Genomic DNA, 18,294 nt, shown 5'->3' on the forward strand with positions numbered 1-18,294 from the left:
TCTTTATAACCCATAAAATTGGCTTCCTAAAGTTTTGCTTGAGAGTGAATAAAAATATGGCAGTCAAAAAACCGGAAAACATGAGCTTTGAAGAAGCTGTCAACGAGCTCGAGTCGATCGTACAAGAAATGGAACACGGAGAGCTAACGTTGGAGCAATCCCTAAAACAGTTTGAACGAGGAATTAAACTCACTCAAGCCTCTAACCATAAACTTCAACAAGCAGAACAGAAAGTCAATATTTTACTCGCCAATGACGAAGCTAGCGCGCCGAGCGAGTTTTCCGATCAGGTAGATTAACTGCGTGGAATTACATCAAAGATTAAGCATCGCCAAACAAGATGTCGAAAAAACAATAAACGCTTATTTTGAACAAGACTTGGATACCGATGCAACGGCAAAGGCAGCTGCGCTCTATTCGATTAGTAACGGTGGAAAACGACTGCGACCATTTTTAGTTTACGCCACTGGCGAAATGCTCGGTGCTAACATTGAAGATTTGCATATTGCCGCAGCAGCGGTCGAGTGTATCCACAGTTATTCTCTCGTCCATGATGATTTACCAGCAATGGATGATGACGACCTTAGACGTGGAAAACCGACCTGCCACATTGCATATGATGAGGCTCAGGCAATACTAGCCGGAGATTCATTACAAACACTGGCCTTTGAATTACTTGCATCACACCAGTTTGATGTGCCAGCTCAGCAGCAGCTCGCTATGATTAAAGTATTGGCACAAGCCTCTGGGTTGCAAGGTATGGTGGGTGGGCAAGCACTAGATATTGCGGCAACAAATGCGCAGATCAGTATTGAAGCACTCGAACACATACACAGATTAAAAACCGGCGCACTGCTTAATTGCGCCATTGAATTAGGGGCACTTTGTGCACCGAACACAACAGAATTAACACGTAGTCAGTTAAAGGACTTTGGATTAGCTATTGGACTAGCGTTTCAGGTTCAAGACGATATTCTCGATATTGAAGGCGATACACACACGCTCGGTAAACCACAAGGGTCCGACTTAGAACATAATAAGTCGACTTACCCGGCATTACTGGGCATGGAAGGGGCAAAAGCGAAAGCGCAGGCGCTTATCACTCAGGCGCTAGCTGCACTGGATAACATTGATGCAGATACGCGCCTACTTGCAGAACTAGCAAGATACATAATCGCTCGAGATCATTGATATTCGCACCGACCTAAATGACTATTTGATGACAAGTTCCTTTTAAATTTATAAAACTATCGGCAAGCTTTGTATATAATTGGGCAAGGTTTGCTAAGGATATTACAAATAATATGACTCTTGATAGTAGCAAGTATCCATTATTGGCATTAGTTGATCAGCCTCAACAGCTAAGGCAGTTACCTCAGCACAAGCTGAATGACTTTAGTGCAGAGCTGAGAGGCTATTTATTAGACTCTGTGTCGCAGAGCAGTGGCCACTTAGCGTCAGGTTTAGGTACCGTTGAACTCACCGTCGCACTCCACTACGTATATAATACCCCAGTTGATAGACTCGTTTGGGATGTAGGCCATCAAGCCTATCCACATAAAATCTTAACTGGCCGTAAAGAACAGATGCATACCATTCGCCAAAAAGATGGCTTGCACCCTTTCCCGTACCGCGAAGAAAGCGAATTTGACACTTTCAGTGTTGGCCATTCTAGTACATCGATTTCGGCAGCACTTGCTATGGCTATCGCGGCTGAAAAAGAAGGGAAAAACCGCAAAACCGTAGCAGTGATTGGCGATGGCGCAATGACCGCAGGTATGGCTTTTGAAGCGATGAACCACGCTGGTGATGTTAAATCAGATATGCTGGTTATCTTGAATGACAACGAAATGTCTATTTCAGAGAACGTTGGTGCATTGAACAACCACTTCGCTCGTATTTTATCCGGCAGTTTTTACACTAATATCCGTGAAGGCGGTAAAAAACTGCTGTCAGGCGTCCCACCGGTTAAAGAGCTTGCCAGTAAAATGGAAGAGCACTTAAAAGGCATGGTGATCCCAGGCACCTTCTTCGAAGAGCTTGGCTTTAACTACATCGGTCCCATCGATGGCCACGATGTCGATATGTTGGTAGATACGCTGAGAAATATGCGCAACCTAAAAGGTCCGCAACTGCTGCACGTCAAAACTCAAAAAGGTAAAGGTTACCAACCGGCTGAAGCAGATCCGATCGGCTATCACGGTGTACCAAAGTTTGATCCTAGTATTCACAAACTACCAAAAAGTAAGCCAAGCGCCCCAACATTCTCAAAGGTGTTTGGTGATTGGCTATGTGATATGGCAGAGCAAGACCCTAAGTTAATGGCCATCACCCCAGCAATGCGTGAAGGCTCTGGTATGGTACGCTTTTCTAAAGAGCACCCAAGTCAGTACTTTGATGTTGCTATCGCAGAGCAACATGCAGTCACATTAGGAGCTGGTTTTGCATGCGAAGGGCTCAATCCAGTAGTAGCTATCTACTCAAGCTTCCTGCAACGTGCTTACGACCAAGTTATTCATGACGTGGCAATTCAGGATCTGCCCGTGCTATTTGCAATAGATAGAGCTGGCATCGTTGGTGCTGATGGAGAAACACACCAAGGTGCTTACGACTTAAGCTTTATGCGTTGTATTCCTAATTTAGTGATCATGGCACCGAGTGACCTCAATGAATGTCGACAAATGCTCTACACTGGACATTTACTCGATAAACCCGCTGCTGTGCGCTATCCAAGAGGTTCAGCTGGTGACGTTGAGCCCAGCTCTGAGATGGCCCAATTACCAATAGGCAAAGCGAATACGGTTCGAGAGGGCCAGAAACTGGCTATCTTAAACTTTGGTACATTACTGGACAACGCCCGCAGTGTTGCGCAAAAACTGGATGCAACGCTGATTGATATGCGCTTTGTTAAGCCACTGGATGAATCTTTGATAGCCACCCTTGCGCAAACTCACACGCACTTTATCACCCTTGAAGACAATGCCATCGCGGGCGGTGCAGGTAGCGCAGTCAGTGAGTTTTTGGCACAGCAAAATATAGCGCGTCCGGTTAAACACTTGGGTATCCCTGATGAATTCATCAAACACGGTACACAAGACCAAATGCACAGCGAAATGGGCCTCGACAGTGAGGGGATCCTAGCAACTGCAACTAGCTGGATTGCCAGTTAATTAGATGTCGGGTGACTGCTGAAGCTGTCACCCTACTTTTACACCTTAACCCCTAACCACTCACTAGCAACAGTATTCTTTCGTAGTATCACAGCGCTGAAATAATCACACAATAAAACATACCAACCTCTATTAATGCCTAATTAACAACAATACACATCCAGCTTTATAACTTTGTTGTGTATTTTAGAGTTTTCCCCTTGTTCAATGATTACCTCACCACCTAAAAAGCTATGGCAGTGAAAAAACTGGTGAAAAATTAATATAATCATTAAAAAACAAATATAATCATGGTGATACATAAGTATCAAAACATAAAACGAGCATATTAAAAGCAACGAACATGCCGCAAGTATGAAATCAGTTAAATGAGACTGTGAATTTTACTACTCATTAAACAGCTTCTTAGGGGAAAATCAGCCCTCTATGAAACATTTCATATTGTTGCATGAACAATAGACAGTATTAATTTAATGTGATAAAAATTTGTGAAAATTACAGCTCATATACGAAGTTAGTACTTTGTAAGCCATGGTTTAGTTTCGTAATTGCGCCGATGATATTTGAGCATGCTGGATAGCTCTGTGCGCTAAATTGGTTAAACAGCTAGAGAACAACTTTTAGATTGTTACCAAGTGAGTACCGATTAGAGCCAATCACACTTGTCATACATGGTTGTCTTTTAAATATTGTAACTGAGTAACGGAATAGGTGTTAAAAGGAAGAGGAAATGGTGGATTTTTTTGCAAGATATATCACAGGCGATGACCTAAGAGCACTGCGTAAGAAAAAAGGGGTAACAACAGCAATCATGGCAAAACATCTTGGTGTTTGTCGTAAAACCTACGAAAATTGGGAAAGAGATGTAGGGCAGCCAAAGTTAAATCAATTTTTTGCCATTTGTGCATTTTGCTCTATTGACCTCAGCGAGTTAATTACGAAAATAAGAAGCCACCAAAGTTCTTAACTGCTTATGCTGCTATTTATAATTCTGGTAATAGGTTCTGTGATAGATGCTTTAGAACCTATTTCAGGACTAGGGTAGTATCCTTATTTTAGCGTCGAGGCCATCAATTGTTTTAACCGTCTTTTCATTTGCTCTAGTCCCCCATCCAGAATGGTTATAGCTTATACACTATTTATATTGATAAAGTTTCATGTTTATCAAATAACTGAAAAATAAAACCTTATCATCGGCTCAAAAAGCAACCTCAAAATCACGCTTGCATTTAAATTCATATTTTTATCAATATAAATTTCGATACAACATGATAAGGAAAGTTGCTATGTTCAAGCACTCAATTTCAAGCATATTTTATTTGCTGTATATTACCCTCTTCAGCGGTAATGCAGTTGCAGTAAACTACTCAGTCGGTGTAACTTATTTTACCGCAACTGATTACAGCCGAACGGAAAAGTTAACACCAAATAATGCAGACTATCGCGATATACTGATCAAGATTTGGTATCCAACAACGACCCCTGATTCAAAAAATACTAGCTACCTACACTATCACACCGATCAATTCCCTTATTCAACTGCTAGGCCCTCCAATTTTGACCGACAGTTACACCAGTATCTAAAAACATTGCCGTTTGAATTATATAAAAATGCACCTCTTGCCAACCGCTCAAGCCCCTTTCCTATTGTAATGTACTCGCACGGATATCAATCTACTGTGGAAGACAAAGAAATATTAATGATAGAGCTAGCTCAAAAGGGCTTCATTGTGGTCAGCGTAGGTCACCCTCATCACGCCCAATTTGTCACCCAAAGCCACAATCGCAGTGCCACATATGACCCTGATGCACGTGCGAATGACTTCTATATTAGTGAACTAGCAGATGTTAACTTTAATGAGCTGGTTGCTGAGTTAGACTCTTTGGCCGGAATTGAACTCAGTGATGAACAAGTTGCGCGCGTATATCAATTGATGAGCTGGACCGAGGGCGATCGAAAAGCACTCAGTACTTGGGTTGCTGATATGCACTTTGCACTCGATCAAATGACTCGCCTACAGTATGGACAGTATTGGGGGATGCATTATCTGGGTGAGCACCTACAGACCTTTAAAGGTAAACTTGATCTTTCCCGTTTAGCAGCAGTTGGACTCTCATTTGGTGGCCCAACAGTTGCCGCCTTTTGCGAGCAAGTATATCAATGTAAAGCAGCCATCAATTTTGACGGGCTTCATTTTAATTTATCGCCTACCGTACCCTCTACAAAGCCATATTTAATGATGCATTCGGAACTACCGCTAAGTGCAGATCACAGTGTCGTATTTAAGCAACAAATCGCAGACACCTATATGATGCAAATTGACGGCGCGCTGCACTGGGACTTTTCTGACTACCCTTATGTTTTTCCGCAAGATAGAAACCAAGCATATCTGGGAAGTATTGACCCTTACCTAGTCACTGACATCGTAAATTCAACCAGTTTGAAATTTATCGATTTATACCTAAATAATACAGGTACGCACACCGAGCTTATCCAGCACTTAGAAAGCTTCCCAGAAATTCAATATCAATCCAAACAAGGTCAATAATATCTAGTAAAAGCAGACAAAACCTTGATAACCCGTTATTCGACTCTCTTTAATACCGCTGACACTCAAGGTTTTGGCACATATCAAGTCTCTCGTTCTGATGCCCTTCTTCTGTCGAAGCTGGGCAACTCTGTGCGTTTTTACCTGCTATTTTTTGGCTTTTTGACTGTTCCAGACAATACTTAGATCCAATTATACAGCCATATAAAGGCCTGCTCATGCCACACCAATCGAAAGACATGGAAGAAATGCTGTTTTTTAGTCAAATGCTTAACGAGTGCTCTCCACTGGAGTTGTTAAAACAAATCCTAATGCACTCTCATCACGCGATAGTGATCACTGACGCAGATCCAAGTGCAGGTTATCGGATCATTTATGCAAACCCTGTATTTTGTCGCCATACCGGATACGAGTTGGCCGAGCTGGTCGGAACATCCCCTCGAATACTACAAGGACCAAAAAGTAATCGACGGGTAATAGATAAACTCACTCCCGCATTGCAAGAAAAAGGCTTTTTTTATGGCGCCTCTATTAATTACCGCAAAGATGGCAGCATGTATCCTGTGGAGTGGAATATTTCTGAAATTAAAAATGAACAGGGTGACGTCACTCACTACATCTCAATGCAAAAGGATTTAAGCAACTTCCACCGCCTAGCGAAGCAAGTTAAGAAAAGTAATGAGAGCTTTAAAGATTTTTACCTTTCAACCACTAAAAAAGACAAAGAGGCGCAGAGCAAAGACGTCTTAGAATCATTGAAAGACAACCAAAAAATTTATGCTGGTGGGCTGAGAACTGACGAAAATGCAGACTTATTTGAAGATGCCTTTTTCGACTTTTCCCCAGATGAAATGGGGGCTTTGGGACACAAGGTAGACAAAGGCTTACTCAGTGCGGACGATTTTTGGCGCGAAAACCCCATCGATGATGAAGACGTTTCTTCACTGGTCGAATCTATTCAAGAAGTGGATGTTGAGCTTGGATTATTGCAATCCCAAGGAAAAAGCAAAGAACGCCTAGAGCACATTGCCAACGGGTTTAAGGAAGTCGCTAACAACCTGTACTTTTGCGTTGAATTTAACGATGGCGCGTTGATCATAGATGAAGTTGCCAATGTATTAATGGTACTTCCAACAGACTATGACTTTCCGATTGAAATGTTGGTTACCTTCAACAAAGAAGTTTACGAGTGGTTGGACGGAGCCGTAATTAGCAAAAATACTAGCAATATCTTCGAAGGTGAAAACAATACCATCGCAGCTGGAAACCAACTGTTATTGTTTCTCAAATAAGTAGTTTGGCCGAACAGCTGTGTTCGGCCAAAAATAGGCTTTACTGATCGTTTTTGTGATGCATTCTGGCGAGGAATTTACGTTTTCTTTTCGCAATTTTGTCGCGCTGCTCCTCTGTGAGAATATGATGGATAGCATGCTTCGCTTCCAGCATAGTCAGCATAAATGCCTGTTTTTTTGGTGAGTGTGTTTCTAGCAACAATTGAGCTTGTGCTTTATCAAAAGTTTCAGCTTCGATGATTGACTTGAATGCTTGCCGCGGTTTCTCTGGGTAAGACTCTTTTAAATCTTCTAGCTGCGCTTTATAAGTAGTAAAAACTGTCTTTAATTTTGTTTGCTGCTCTTGGGTCAATGCAAGGTGACGTATGGCTTTTTCCGACAATAGTCGCTTTTCTAAATGTGCAAACGGCTTCATATGGTGATGTTTTGCTTTAAGCTCATGACTGTTTGCGTCACCTGCTAAAGCACTCAGTGGGATCATACCCACACTCATACAACTGGCTAGTAATAGGCTGGCTAATTTATTCATCAAAGTATCTCCGGTTGATTGCTGGTAAGCGATAAGTCGCTCTTACTCCTTTTAATTGAAAGCGTCCTGTTTAACGACAGGGTTTACTTTAGCAAGCCAAAAGAAAAGCAACGTCAAGCCTACGTAAAGTTTTGTCAAAAGTAATTAACAAGACTTCTCACCCCAGTTATTTTCCTTAAAAATGTGCAAACAATATTAAACCTGACAAATTACCGTCACGATGGGTAAAGAAGTGTAAATTCAATTCGAAGCCTTTTATAGTTAAGTAAAATGAATACTCCAACAATAGGTTAATGAGATTTATGAGTACTTCTGTCCTGATCATCGATGATGACCAATCACTATGTGAGCTACTTTGTGAATATTTAGAGGGAGAGCAATTCACTGTTGAGTGCAAATATGATGGGGAACAGGGTCTACAAAGTGCGTTGACGAATGAATATGCGGTAATATTGTTGGACGTCATGATGCCAAAAAAAGATGGCTTCGAGGTGCTCAAAGCGCTGAGAGCACAAAAGATGACGCCAGTGATAATGCTGACCGCAAAAGGCGATGATTTTGACCGTATCTTTGGCCTTGAACTAGGTGCCGATGACTATATACCTAAGCCCTTCAATCACAGAGAGTTACTCGCTAGGATCAAAGCCATCACTCGCCGCGTCGCGCATCTCACACAAAACAATTCACATCTCCAACTAGAGGTCCATGGCCTAGTATTAGATATGGCTTCAAGAACAGTGTGTTTAAACGGCCATCCCATTTCGCTTACTGGAACCGAGTACGAAGTATTGTACCAATTGATGAAAGCGGCGGGAGAGGTAGTCAGCAAACAAACTCTATGTCAAAGTGTGCTCGGCCGCCCACTGGTTGCATACGATCGCTCTGTCGACATGCACGTCAGTAATGTACGTAAAAAACTGGCTCAACACAGCAATCATACATTTATTAAGACCTTGCGTGGTTCTGGGTATATTTTTTTAACGGCTTAACATGAAAAAGTTTTTAGCAATTAAAGTATTTTTTTGGTTCTGGCTGACAGTGCTGTGCACAATTTTGCTGCTGATCAGCATTAGTTTGTTGCAGCCTGATATGCTGGCAACAAAAGATATTTCGCCACCAATGCTAAAAAACTTATTCCACCTTAAAAAGTCACTTAAGCGACATATTGAGCGAGCGCCAGAGCAATCTATTGAATATGTGATCTCCAATCGACGCCATGCGAGGCGTGCCAAAGTTTACTTAAAACACCGCGAAGCAGAGAAGAGCCTTGTCAGTACACAAACCTTGCATGAGTATGACTTAGCACTTTTAAATTTTGCGATCGATGGTGAACCCAAGGTCATCAATACTGAGAAGTTTCGCGCATATGGCCCACTTAAAATTCAACTCCGTGGTGATGAATTCCAGCTTTTTATGGTGTTAGACAATCGTGAAGGTGACCTATTTTTAAAAGTTCGACTAATGCCGCAATGGTTAAAACTCTTGGTATTGTTACTTGCAAGTATGTTACTCAGTTATTGGTTTGCCAGAGGACTACTCAAACCTATCCGACAATTACAATTGGCCGCAGCTAAACTTGCTCATGGAAAACTTGATGCACGTGCTAACGTAGATAGCCGTCGCCAAGATGAGTTGGGGCAATTGGGAAAGGACTTTGACACCATGGCGTCACAGCTTGAATCCCAAGTACTCAGCCAAAAGCGTCTACTCGCAGATATTTCACATGAACTGCGCTCTCCGCTGACCCGCTTGCAAATGGCAACAGGTATTGCTGCAGGCAAAGCGAGCGGCGATCTAGACTGTTACCTACAGCGAATAGAAAAAGAGTCTCAACTATTAGAGCATATGTTAAGTGATATTTTGCAACTCTCTAAACTAGAATCGGGGAACAATCATTTTGAACCTCACCCTATCTCTCTTTTTGATTTGCTAACACCCATCATTAACGATGCCGAGTTTGAGAGCCAACAACTCAACAAGCTATTGAACACAAATGAGTTGCCAGAAGCAGTCGTACATGGCGATGCCATTTTGCTCAACCGGGCGATAGAGAACATTATTCGCAACGCATTAAAATACGCAACCTCACAAGTAAGTATTATCTGCCATATTCAAGATCGAGATTTGGTGATTCAGGTCTGTGATGATGGTCCGGGTGTCAGTGACGAAATGCTAGATAAGTTGTGTATCCCTTTTTATCGGGCCTCTCAATCGAGAACGCCTGATAGCAGTAAAATGGGTGGTTTTGGGCTGGGCTTGGCAATTGCACAACATGCGATAAAAGTGCATCATGGTCATATTGAGTTTAAAAATCAGCAAGGTCTTAGTGTGACCTTAACAATTCCATTGCAGCAACCCTAATGTTTTATAGTCACAGTACTTCACTTATCGACAATCAATCAGCCATTGAACAACATTGGCAATCATGCACCAAAGGCAATTTAACAACCCCATTTGGCGAGATTTTTTATTTGCGTCATATTCCTGAACACGCAAAATATACTTTACTGTTGGTAAACGGTCGTATCGAAAGTGCCTACAAATATAAAGAGTTGCTGTGGGAGCTTGGCAACAATAATATTGGCGTCGTCACTTTTGACCACCCAGGCCAAGGGTTCTCGTCCCGATTACTCGCGAATCGACAGATAGGCCATATAGATCATTTTAAACAATACCGTGAAGTGCTCGAGCAAATCATTTCTGAACAAGTGCTCCCCTATACCAACAATTGGCTATTTTTGGCCCACTCCATGGGCGGCGCTATTGTGCGAAATTATCTTGCACATACGCCAAACACAGTCGCCAAAGGCGCATTTTTATCTGCGCCAATGTTTGCAATCAATACATCCCCCTATCCGATGTGGTTTGCAAAATGGGTGGCCAATGCCGCGTGTAAACTGGGTCAGTCTCACCAGTATGCTATTGGCCAACAGCCATATCAGCCAAAGCCTTTCACTGACAATGAACTCACAGGCTGCAGCATACGGTATCAGCAATTTAGAGCACTGTATGATACCCACGATGTATTGCAATTGGGGGGCGTGAGCTTTGGTTGGCTGTATGCCGCACTGTCAGAAACAGCAAACACGCACAAGCAACAAATATCAATCCCAATTAGCATCGCCAGCGCAGAGCATGACAGCATTGTAGATAGTGATGCACATAGGTATTTTGCTGCGCAGCAAGAGCAATGTTTCGTAAAAACTTATCCAGGTAAACATGAACTTTTGTGCGAAATAGACACGATCCGTCAGGCTGTTTTAGCCCAATGTTATGAGTTTGCCGAGTCAGTTACACTCAACGAAACTGGGTCTTGATGCACCAATACGTCTATTTCGCCCACACTGCTAGCTTGGATCCGAGCAACAATTTCGTCAGCGATTTGATGCGCTTCCATTAACGGCATATCGTCATCTAATTCAAGATGGAGCTGTACAAACTTTACTTTACCACTTTGTCGCGTTCTTAAATTATGAACGCCGTATACCGCCGCGTGGGAGTTGGCGATGGCAATGATGTCTGCCTTTTCACTTTCAGGGAGCTCTTTATCCATAAGGTGGTCAGCACTCTCACGCGCAATCCCCCAGCAGTTAAACAATAAATATATTGCAACGCCAATTGCAAATACAGGATCAGCCCAGCCGATGTGATAATGGCTGAGCATCATGGCGATCAACACCGCAATATTGAGAAGAATATCCCCTTTGTAATGCATTGAGTCTGCTTTAATGGCGAGTGATTGTGTCCGTTTGACCACTTGATGCTGAACAACAACCACCAGCAAAGTACACACAATTGCAAACACACTTACCCATACACCCAGCAAGCTTTGATTGATCTCAACAGGGTTAAAAAGACGTTCTACCCCATGAAAAGCAAGCAGACATGCTGAGCCGGAAATAAATGCCGCCTGACCAAGCCCGGCCAGTGCCTCGGCTTTGCCGTGGCCAAATCTATGATCGTCATCCGCAGGACGAAGCGCATAGCTTAAAACAAAAAAACTCATCAGTGATGCCGTCACATCCAACATTGAGTCTGTCAAAGAGCCCAACATGGCTGCGCTTCCTGAAGACAACCACGCCCAAGCTTTCGCAGCAATCATTACGCCAGCCATTACAATGGTAAAAATACTGGAAAAACGTACTAATGCGTCATAGTTTTGCGCCACACTTCCCCCTTAATAACGCAGAAGACCACCTTCTCATCATACGATAATTTAATCATTAGATAGAAACTTTGCATCAAAAAAACATTGATTTACCTATATTTAGTGCCCCACTTTGGTAAATGGCAACCACACTGCATAAATACAGCCTATGCTATATAATTGATGGCCTCCAAAATTTAACACTACATACAAGTGGCTTTATTTCCTAGTTGCTCAACGCCCAATAAGCTATACTGCGCTCAAATTGAGTTAGAGGTTAATCATGTTAGACATCGTTTTATATCAACCTGAGATCCCACCAAATACAGGTAATATCATTCGTTTATGTGCCAATACAGGCTACTCATTGCATTTAATTGAGCCGCTGGGATTTGACTGGGACGACAAACGAGTAAGACGCGCAGGACTGGATTACCATGAATTCAGTGAAGTAAAACGCTACCCGTCGTACGAAGCTTATTTAGAGCAACGCAAACCAAAACGTGTTTTCGCCTGCACGACAAAAGGTAAAGCATACCACCACGCACCAAAATACCAAGCTGGCGATACCTTACTATTCGGTCCTGAAACAAGAGGATTGCCTGAGGAAATTATCTTTTCGCTGCCTGAAGAACAAAGACTCAGAATTCCAATGAAGCCAGATAGCCGCAGTATGAACTTATCCAATGCTGTATCTGTTTTTGTCTATGAATCTTGGCGACAATTCGACTTCGACGGCGCCGTGTAACCTAACACGCAGAGACTGATCAGTGTTTAACATACACAAACACCAAGGATCGAAAAAGCCGCTTAAAAGCGGCTTTTTACTCTAGAATATGCGCTAGATAGGAAGTGTTATAGCTGATCTTCTAGGTCTGCAAGGCCTTTATCTTCGCCTTCTTCATCTTTAATTGTCGCTTGAAGTAGCAACATTTCGCGTAACTTGCCTTCGATCTCGTCAGCAATCGCTACATTTTCTTTTAAGAACTTAATTGAGTTAGCTTTACCTTGGCCAATCTTGTTGCCATTGTAGCTAAACCAAGCGCCTGCTTTGTCAACTAACTTGTGCTTCACACCAAGGTCAATTAACTCACCTTGCTTCGAAGAACCTTCACCATACATGATGATAAATTCAGCTTGCTTAAATGGCGGAGCAACTTTGTTCTTCACAACTTTAACACGCGTTTCGTTACCAACAACCTCATCGCCTTCCTTCACAGAACCGATACGACGGATATCTAAACGTACTGATGCATAGAATTTCAGTGCGTTACCACCAGTGGTTGTTTCAGGGTTACCAAACATCACACCAATTTTCATACGGATTTGGTTGATGAAGATACAAAGTGTGTTTGAACGCTTAATGTTACCCGTTAACTTACGCAGTGCTTGTGACATCAAACGCGCTTGAAGACCTACGTGAGAGTCACCCATATCGCCTTCAATTTCTGCTTTTGGTGTTAGTGCCGCTACCGAGTCAACGACAACAACATCTACTGCACCTGAACGTACTAACATGTCGCAAATTTCTAGTGCTTGCTCACCAGTATCAGGCTGAGATACCAGTAACTCGTCAACATTAACACCTAGCTTTTCAGCGTAAACAGGGTCAAGAGCGTGCTCAGCATCAACGAACGCACAGGTTTTACCCATTTTTTGCGCTTGTGCAATAGTTTGTAATGTTAAGGTTGTTTTACCTGATGATTCAGGACCATAAATCTCAACGATACGACCAGTTGGCAGACCACCGATACCCAAAGCAATATCCAGTCCCAACGAACCAGTCGATACTGACTCGATGTCTAAAGCTTGGCTATCACCCAGCTTCATAATTGATCCTTTACCAAATTGACGCTCAATTTGCGACAATGCAGCATCTAATGCTTTTTGTTTGTTATCGTTCATCTGTTTCTCCAATCTAGCGTAATGCGAACAAGTATACTGTATAGAATTACAGTATCAAGAGCCTTTTACTGTTTTATTAAAGAAATTATTTTTTCTAAAATAAATTCAATGGCTTGAAATCTAACTTCCGCTCTTGCCCCTGGAAAAACTTGCAAATATGTGTGGCTATCTCCCTGTATATCCACCGCAAACCATACAGTACCCACAGGCTTTTGTTCACTCCCACCGCTTGGTCCCGCAATACCCGATACCGATATTGCAATATCGGCGTTACCCGCTACTCTCGCACCTGCCGCCATCTCTATTACTGTCTGCTCGCTTACAGCGCCATAATCAGCAAGCGTTTGCTCTGATACACCCAATAATTCATGCTTAGCCTCATTGCTATAAGTTACAAAGCAACGATCGATATAGGCTGAGCTTCCCGGCGTATCTGTGAGCGCATAACTAATTCCACCACCAGTACAAGATTCAGCGGTAGTGATCACGAAGCTTTTATTCGTTAGAATAGCGCCCAATTGTGCCGCAAGTGCGGCGATTTTAGTGTGTATTTCCATACAAAAAACCTTAGGTAGAAGCATGTCATTAGATCTTTATTCTGAACATACTATAAAGCAACAAACACCTATGATGCAGCAGTATCTTAGGATCAAAGCCCAACATCAAGAGATCCTGCTATTCTACCGTATGGGTGATTTCTACGAATTATTTTTTGATGATGCCGTTCGCGCGGCACAATTACTCGACATTTCGCAAACACACCGCGGCAAAGCGGGCGGAAACCCAATCCCTATGGCTGGTGTACCTTATCATGCGGTTGAAAACTATCTTGCACGACTCGTACAAATGGGTGAGTCTGTGGCCATTTGTGAGCAAGTCGGTGATCCAGCAACCAGCAAAGGACCTGTCGAACGTAAAGTCGTGCGCATTGTCACACCAGGTACAGTCACCGATGAAGCGTTGCTGCAAGAACGTCAAGACAACTTGCTTGCTGCCGTGTGGCAAGACAAAAGCAAATATGGTGTGGCCTACTTAGATATCAACTCCGGCCGCTTTAACATAGTCGAGCTGGCAACCGATGAAGCACTGATCTCAACGTTGCAACGCTTGCAACCTGCCGAGCTTTTATACCCAGAATCATTCCAAAATCTCATTGTCCTTGAGCAGATCAAAGGTAGCCGCCGCCGTCCAGACTGGGAGTTTGATTTAGATACTGCAAGGCATTTGCTTTGCCAGCAATTCGAAACCAAAGATTTAATAGGGTTCGGTGTTGAAACAGCGACCGCGGGCTTAATTGCGGCTGGCTGTGTGATGCAATACGTCAAAGATACGCAGCGCACAGCACTGCCGCACATCAGGGCCATTACGCTTGAAAAAAATGAGCACGCCGTTATTCTCGACGCGGCGACACGAAAAAACCTAGAGCTGACTCTTAACTTATCAGGTTCTATCGACAATACGCTTGCTCAAGTACTTGATAAAACGGCAACTCCAATGGGCTCTCGATTGCTCAAACGCCGCATTCATACGCCGATCAGAGACAGACATGAGCTAAACGCTCGACTAAATGCTATTTCAAGCATCATTGATATGCATTTAGGCATGGAGCTGTATGATGCACTGCGCCAAATTGGTGATATTGAGCGTGTGGTAGCAAGACTTGCTCTTTGCAATGCAAGACCGAGAGACTTAACCCGTCTTCGCAGTGCCCTACAAGCGCTGCCACCACTTCATCAACTTCTCAACGAGAGTAATGACGAACGTATTCAGCAGATCAAGGCTCAATCCCCTGAGCTACCTCATTTACAGGATTTGTTAGAGCGTGCGATCATTGACAACCCACCAGTGTTAATTCGAGATGGCGGCGTCATAGCAACCGGATACAATGCCGAGTTAGACGAGTGGCGAGCGCTGAGCGAAGGTGCAACTGATGTCCTCGACCAACTTGAAGAGCGCGAGCGCGAACGCACCGGTATTAGCACATTGAAAATTGGCTATAACAAGGTACACGGCTTCTACATTGAGATTGGTAAGGCCAGCGCTCATCTTGCGCCGCCTGAGTATATCCGACGCCAAACTTTGAAAAATAATGAACGCTATATCATTCCTGAGTTAAAAGAGCATGAAGACAAAGTACTTGGTAGCCAATCAAAAGCACTGGCTCTAGAGAAACAATTATATGAACAATTGTTCGAGTTAATTGCACCTTATCTAGAGCAGTTGCAAACAATGGCCGCTGCACTAGCGGACTTGGACGTGCTTAATACATTAGCTGAACGCGCACAGACACTTGACTATTGCAAACCTGAACTGACATCGGCTGATGGGATTGATATTCAAGCGGGCCGCCACCCAGTGGTGGAACACGTCAGCAATGAGCCGTTTATCGCAAACCCTGTTCACTTAAGTAAAGAAAGAAAGATGTTGTTGATCACGGGTCCAAATATGGGCGGTAAATCGACCTACATGCGCCAAACTGCACTGATAGTCTTAATGGCTCATATAGGCAGCTTTGTGCCTGCTAGCAGCGCTCAAATAGGCCAAGTTGACCGCATCTTTACACGCATTGGCGCCAGTGATGATCTAGCTTCTGGGCGCTCAACATTTATGGTCGAAATGACAGAAACTGCAACCATTCTAAATAACGCAACGCAGCAGTCTCTAGTATTGATGGATGAAATAGGCCGAGGTACTAGCACCTATGACGGCCTATCACTTGCGTACGCCACTGCGGATTATTTGGCAAATAGAATTTCAGCGAAAACCTTGTTCGCAACTCACTATTTTGAATTGACTGAACTAGCGGAGCAGCAGTCAGGATTAGTGAATGTTCACTTAGATGCGATCGAGCACAATGATACTATTGCATTTAAACATACTGTACTTGATGGCGCTGCGAGCAAAAGCTTTGGATTACAAGTAGCGAGCTTGGCTGGTGTGCCAAAAACAGTTATCAAACTTGCCAAGCAAAAGCTGGCTCTGCTCGAACAACATCAAAGTGTCGTAGACAGTACACCTGCCAATGTACCTCAGCAGCACAACCTTGTTTTGAGTCCAGAACCATCGGAAGTTGAACGCTTCCTCGAGTCAATCGATCCAGATGACCTTACGCCAAAGCAAGCCCATGCATTGCTTTATCAATTGAAAGACAAACTTTAAGAAAAAGGGCTGCGTAATTGCAGCCCTTTTTATTTCAAACCATCTCAGTGTTTAAAGTATGTGGTTGTACTGTAAACCAAATACAGATGCATGGCCTTTTGATTTAAAGCCCCACTCACTACCAGAATTGTCTTTTTCAACAAAGCGCTGAGTTTTACCACGAATAATACTCACACCAATATCTACGCTCGCGACTTTACTCAATTGGTACTCAGCACCAAACGAATACCAAACGCGATCTGTATCCGGAATCGAGATAGACATATGATGTTCATCTGCTGGTGATTCGTCATACGCAAAGCCCGCTCGCAGTTTTAAATCTTCATTCCACTGGTGATCCGTGCCAATCGAGTAGCGTAGTGAATTACTAAAGTTCTCATCTTTGCTAAACACTGTGCCTACGTTATCAACATTCGCCGCCAGTGTCTGAAAGCTATTCCAGCCAGTCCACAAAATACTGTAATGCAGTGCGGTTTGCTTATCTAACTGATGAGAACCTGATACCTCAGCGATAGCAGGCAAAGTGATCGCGACACTGCCAGGTAAAGCCTTTCCGGCAGTACCATTGAAAGGTGCAACTGCCGGTAGCTGATTGCTGAAAGTGCCCTTAAAAGTGATATCTGTTTCACTGCGATAGTGAAAACCAAAACGATTGTCTGCGTCAATGTTATAGACTGCGCCTACATTCCAGCCAAACCCTGTGTCATCTCCCTCAAGGTTGACGACTTCGGTATTACTTGGAATACCCTGTTTATTTGCGCCCAGGTTTCTTAAAATTTTGGCATCGGCGTATACATGGTTCAAGCCAAGTGCCAAGCTCCACTTATCATTTATTTGATATGAGGCTGCAATGCCAGAGTTAATGGTCACTATTTCCGTTTCACCCGCGATTTGACCAGCAACATAGTCATCACCAAACTCTGTTGCAAGGCCAAACTGTGAGTACAGACCACCACCTAGCGACCATTTGTCATTGATCTGCGCAGTGACAAACGCACTCGGCACAATTGCACTAGGCGCTATACTTTTGTTGTCCAGCGCTGATGCTGGTACGCCATTGTTCGTACTAGTACCTTGCAAGCTGACATCTGGCTTTACATACATAGCGGCGACGCTCACTTGCGTTCCTTGTAATTTGTTCATCAATGCAGGATTTCGAGAAACCACAGACGCATCGTCTGCTACACTGGCCTCTCCTGCATACGCCCTACCTAAACCCGATACGTTTTGCTCAGCTAACTGAAACGCAGCAGCCAAACTATGCATGGATGTGACCATTGCACCCGCACCCAATAGTGCAACCATAATTCTGTTCATTCTTGCCTCTTAACTTCGAATTACAATAAAAATAATGGCTCGACACACTACAGAAATACGCATTGAAAATCTTCAACTTTGAGACTTTTAACCCACCAGTTGCGTAAAATAAAAACTTTTAGTTACTTTTAGTAACAAGTCAGACCACAAATTAGACATCTTTATGAAAACTTTAAATGAGACTAATTCTCAATATCATTGAACCAAAGGCGAGTTTCACATATAC

General features: G+C 43.2%; 16 protein-coding genes. 11 read left to right on the plus strand and 5 right to left on the minus strand.

Annotated features, from left to right (window positions below):
- The first annotated feature begins 56 nt into the window (after positions 1-56).
- The 6 genes from MHN81_RS03895 to MHN81_RS03920 all read left to right on the plus strand — a co-directional run bounded on the left by MHN81_RS03895 (position 57) and on the right by MHN81_RS03920 (position 7,011).
- Positions 57-299 carry an exodeoxyribonuclease VII small subunit gene (locus MHN81_RS03895; RefSeq protein WP_023398908.1) on the plus strand — a complete coding sequence of 81 codons (243 nt, stop codon included), beginning with the start codon at positions 57-59 and terminating at the stop codon, positions 297-299.
- Between the two features lie 4 nt (positions 300-303).
- Positions 304-1,191, plus strand: coding sequence for a (2E,6E)-farnesyl diphosphate synthase (ispA, locus tag MHN81_RS03900; RefSeq protein ID WP_023398907.1), 888 nt, complete (start codon positions 304-306; stop codon positions 1,189-1,191).
- Between the two features lie 113 nt (positions 1,192-1,304).
- Positions 1,305-3,170 carry a 1-deoxy-D-xylulose-5-phosphate synthase gene (dxs, locus tag MHN81_RS03905; protein WP_239425065.1) on the plus strand — a complete coding sequence of 622 codons (1,866 nt, stop codon included), beginning with the start codon at positions 1,305-1,307 and terminating at the stop codon, positions 3,168-3,170.
- A 730-nt stretch (positions 3,171-3,900) separates the two neighbouring features.
- Positions 3,901-4,137 carry a helix-turn-helix transcriptional regulator gene (locus MHN81_RS03910; RefSeq protein ID WP_023398905.1) on the plus strand — a complete coding sequence of 79 codons (237 nt, stop codon included), beginning with the start codon at positions 3,901-3,903 and terminating at the stop codon, positions 4,135-4,137.
- A 319-nt stretch (positions 4,138-4,456) separates the two neighbouring features.
- On the plus strand, positions 4,457-5,719 hold the full coding sequence (locus tag MHN81_RS03915; protein WP_239425066.1) for a hypothetical protein: 1,263 nt from the start codon (positions 4,457-4,459) through the stop codon (positions 5,717-5,719).
- 218 nt (positions 5,720-5,937) lie between these two features.
- On the plus strand, positions 5,938-7,011 hold the full coding sequence (locus tag MHN81_RS03920) for a PAS domain S-box protein (protein WP_239425067.1): 1,074 nt from the start codon (positions 5,938-5,940) through the stop codon (positions 7,009-7,011).
- Between the two features lie 40 nt (positions 7,012-7,051).
- Here MHN81_RS03920 and MHN81_RS03925 read toward each other — a convergent pair whose 3' ends face one another.
- Entirely contained in the window at positions 7,052-7,540 is a 489-nt protein-coding gene (locus tag MHN81_RS03925; RefSeq protein ID WP_023398902.1) for a Spy/CpxP family protein refolding chaperone, read from the minus strand.
- Positions 7,541-7,842: 302 nt separating this feature from the next.
- Here MHN81_RS03925 and MHN81_RS03930 point away from each other — a divergent pair, with 302 nt between their 5' ends.
- Genes MHN81_RS03930 through MHN81_RS03940 form a run of 3 tightly spaced genes read left to right on the plus strand, consistent with a single transcriptional unit; the run spans position 7,843 to position 10,857 of the window.
- Positions 7,843-8,529 (plus strand): response regulator, encoded by a 687-nt coding sequence (locus MHN81_RS03930; protein WP_239425068.1) that lies wholly within the window; start codon positions 7,843-7,845, stop codon positions 8,527-8,529.
- 1 nt (position 8,530) lies between these two features.
- The gene (locus MHN81_RS03935; protein ID WP_239425069.1) at positions 8,531-9,901 is read left to right on the plus strand and encodes an ATP-binding protein; all 1,371 of its coding nucleotides are present in this window, start codon (positions 8,531-8,533) and stop codon (positions 9,899-9,901) included.
- A complete protein-coding gene (locus MHN81_RS03940) occupies positions 9,901-10,857 on the plus strand; it encodes an alpha/beta fold hydrolase (RefSeq protein WP_023398899.1) in 957 nt (318 codons plus the stop codon). The genes MHN81_RS03935 and MHN81_RS03940 overlap by 1 nt, the downstream gene beginning before the upstream one ends.
- Here MHN81_RS03940 and MHN81_RS03945 read toward each other — a convergent pair.
- Positions 10,812-11,708: a cation diffusion facilitator family transporter gene (locus MHN81_RS03945; protein ID WP_023398898.1), complete on the minus strand. Its 897-nt coding sequence runs from the start codon at positions 11,706-11,708 to the stop codon at positions 10,812-10,814. The genes MHN81_RS03940 and MHN81_RS03945 overlap by 46 nt on opposite strands.
- A gap of 262 nt (positions 11,709-11,970) precedes the next feature.
- Between MHN81_RS03945 and trmL the strand changes: the two genes are divergently transcribed.
- Positions 11,971-12,435 (plus strand): tRNA (uridine(34)/cytosine(34)/5-carboxymethylaminomethyluridine(34)-2'-O)-methyltransferase TrmL, encoded by a 465-nt coding sequence (trmL, locus tag MHN81_RS03950; protein ID WP_023398897.1) that lies wholly within the window; start codon positions 11,971-11,973, stop codon positions 12,433-12,435.
- A 107-nt stretch (positions 12,436-12,542) separates the two neighbouring features.
- Here the strand turns inward: trmL and recA are convergent, their stop codons facing one another.
- Both recA and MHN81_RS03960 read right to left on the minus strand, forming a co-directional pair.
- On the minus strand, positions 12,543-13,592 hold the full coding sequence (recA, locus tag MHN81_RS03955) for a recombinase RecA (RefSeq protein ID WP_023398896.1): 1,050 nt from the start codon (positions 13,590-13,592) through the stop codon (positions 12,543-12,545).
- A 65-nt stretch (positions 13,593-13,657) separates the two neighbouring features.
- Positions 13,658-14,149 carry a nicotinamide-nucleotide amidohydrolase family protein gene (locus MHN81_RS03960; RefSeq protein ID WP_239425070.1) on the minus strand — a complete coding sequence of 164 codons (492 nt, stop codon included), beginning with the start codon at positions 14,147-14,149 and terminating at the stop codon, positions 13,658-13,660.
- A gap of 22 nt (positions 14,150-14,171) precedes the next feature.
- On the opposite strand from MHN81_RS03960, the gene mutS reads away from it, so the two are divergent.
- Positions 14,172-16,751 carry a DNA mismatch repair protein MutS gene (gene mutS, locus MHN81_RS03965; RefSeq protein WP_239425071.1) on the plus strand — a complete coding sequence of 860 codons (2,580 nt, stop codon included), beginning with the start codon at positions 14,172-14,174 and terminating at the stop codon, positions 16,749-16,751.
- Between the two features lie 51 nt (positions 16,752-16,802).
- On the opposite strand, the gene MHN81_RS03970 is transcribed toward mutS, so the two are convergent.
- Entirely contained in the window at positions 16,803-18,068 is a 1,266-nt protein-coding gene (locus MHN81_RS03970) for an outer membrane protein transport protein (RefSeq protein WP_239425072.1), read from the minus strand.
- Positions 18,069-18,294 lie beyond the last annotated feature (226 nt).

The sequence above is a fragment of the Pseudoalteromonas sp. Of7M-16 genome, assembly GCF_022347805.1.
Lineage (GTDB): Bacteria > Pseudomonadota > Gammaproteobacteria > Enterobacterales > Alteromonadaceae > Pseudoalteromonas > Pseudoalteromonas luteoviolacea_F.

Bases quoted from the DNA above. Each gene is read 5' to 3' on its own strand.
- recA (WP_023398896.1), bottom strand. From the start codon at position 13,592: ATGAACGATAACAAACAAAAAGCATTAGATGCTGCATTGTCGCAAATT.
- MHN81_RS03970 (WP_239425072.1), bottom strand. From the start codon at position 18,068: ATGAACAGAATTATGGTTGCACTATTGGGTGCGGGTGCAATGGTCACA.
- MHN81_RS03940 (WP_023398899.1), top strand. From the start codon at position 9,901: ATGTTTTATAGTCACAGTACTTCACTTATCGACAATCAATCAGCCATT.
- MHN81_RS03930 (WP_239425068.1), top strand. From the start codon at position 7,843: ATGAGTACTTCTGTCCTGATCATCGATGATGACCAATCACTATGTGAG.
- MHN81_RS03915 (WP_239425066.1), top strand. From the start codon at position 4,457: ATGTTCAAGCACTCAATTTCAAGCATATTTTATTTGCTGTATATTACC.
- MHN81_RS03895 (WP_023398908.1), top strand. From the start codon at position 57: ATGGCAGTCAAAAAACCGGAAAACATGAGCTTTGAAGAAGCTGTCAAC.
- trmL (WP_023398897.1), top strand. From the start codon at position 11,971: ATGTTAGACATCGTTTTATATCAACCTGAGATCCCACCAAATACAGGT.
- MHN81_RS03925 (WP_023398902.1), bottom strand. From the start codon at position 7,540: ATGAATAAATTAGCCAGCCTATTACTAGCCAGTTGTATGAGTGTGGGT.
- mutS (WP_239425071.1), top strand. From the start codon at position 14,172: ATGTCATTAGATCTTTATTCTGAACATACTATAAAGCAACAAACACCT.
- dxs (WP_239425065.1), top strand. From the start codon at position 1,305: ATGACTCTTGATAGTAGCAAGTATCCATTATTGGCATTAGTTGATCAG.
- MHN81_RS03910 (WP_023398905.1), top strand. From the start codon at position 3,901: ATGGTGGATTTTTTTGCAAGATATATCACAGGCGATGACCTAAGAGCA.
- MHN81_RS03920 (WP_239425067.1), top strand. From the start codon at position 5,938: ATGCCACACCAATCGAAAGACATGGAAGAAATGCTGTTTTTTAGTCAA.
- MHN81_RS03935 (WP_239425069.1), top strand. From the start codon at position 8,531: ATGAAAAAGTTTTTAGCAATTAAAGTATTTTTTTGGTTCTGGCTGACA.
- MHN81_RS03960 (WP_239425070.1), bottom strand. From the start codon at position 14,149: ATGGAAATACACACTAAAATCGCCGCACTTGCGGCACAATTGGGCGCT.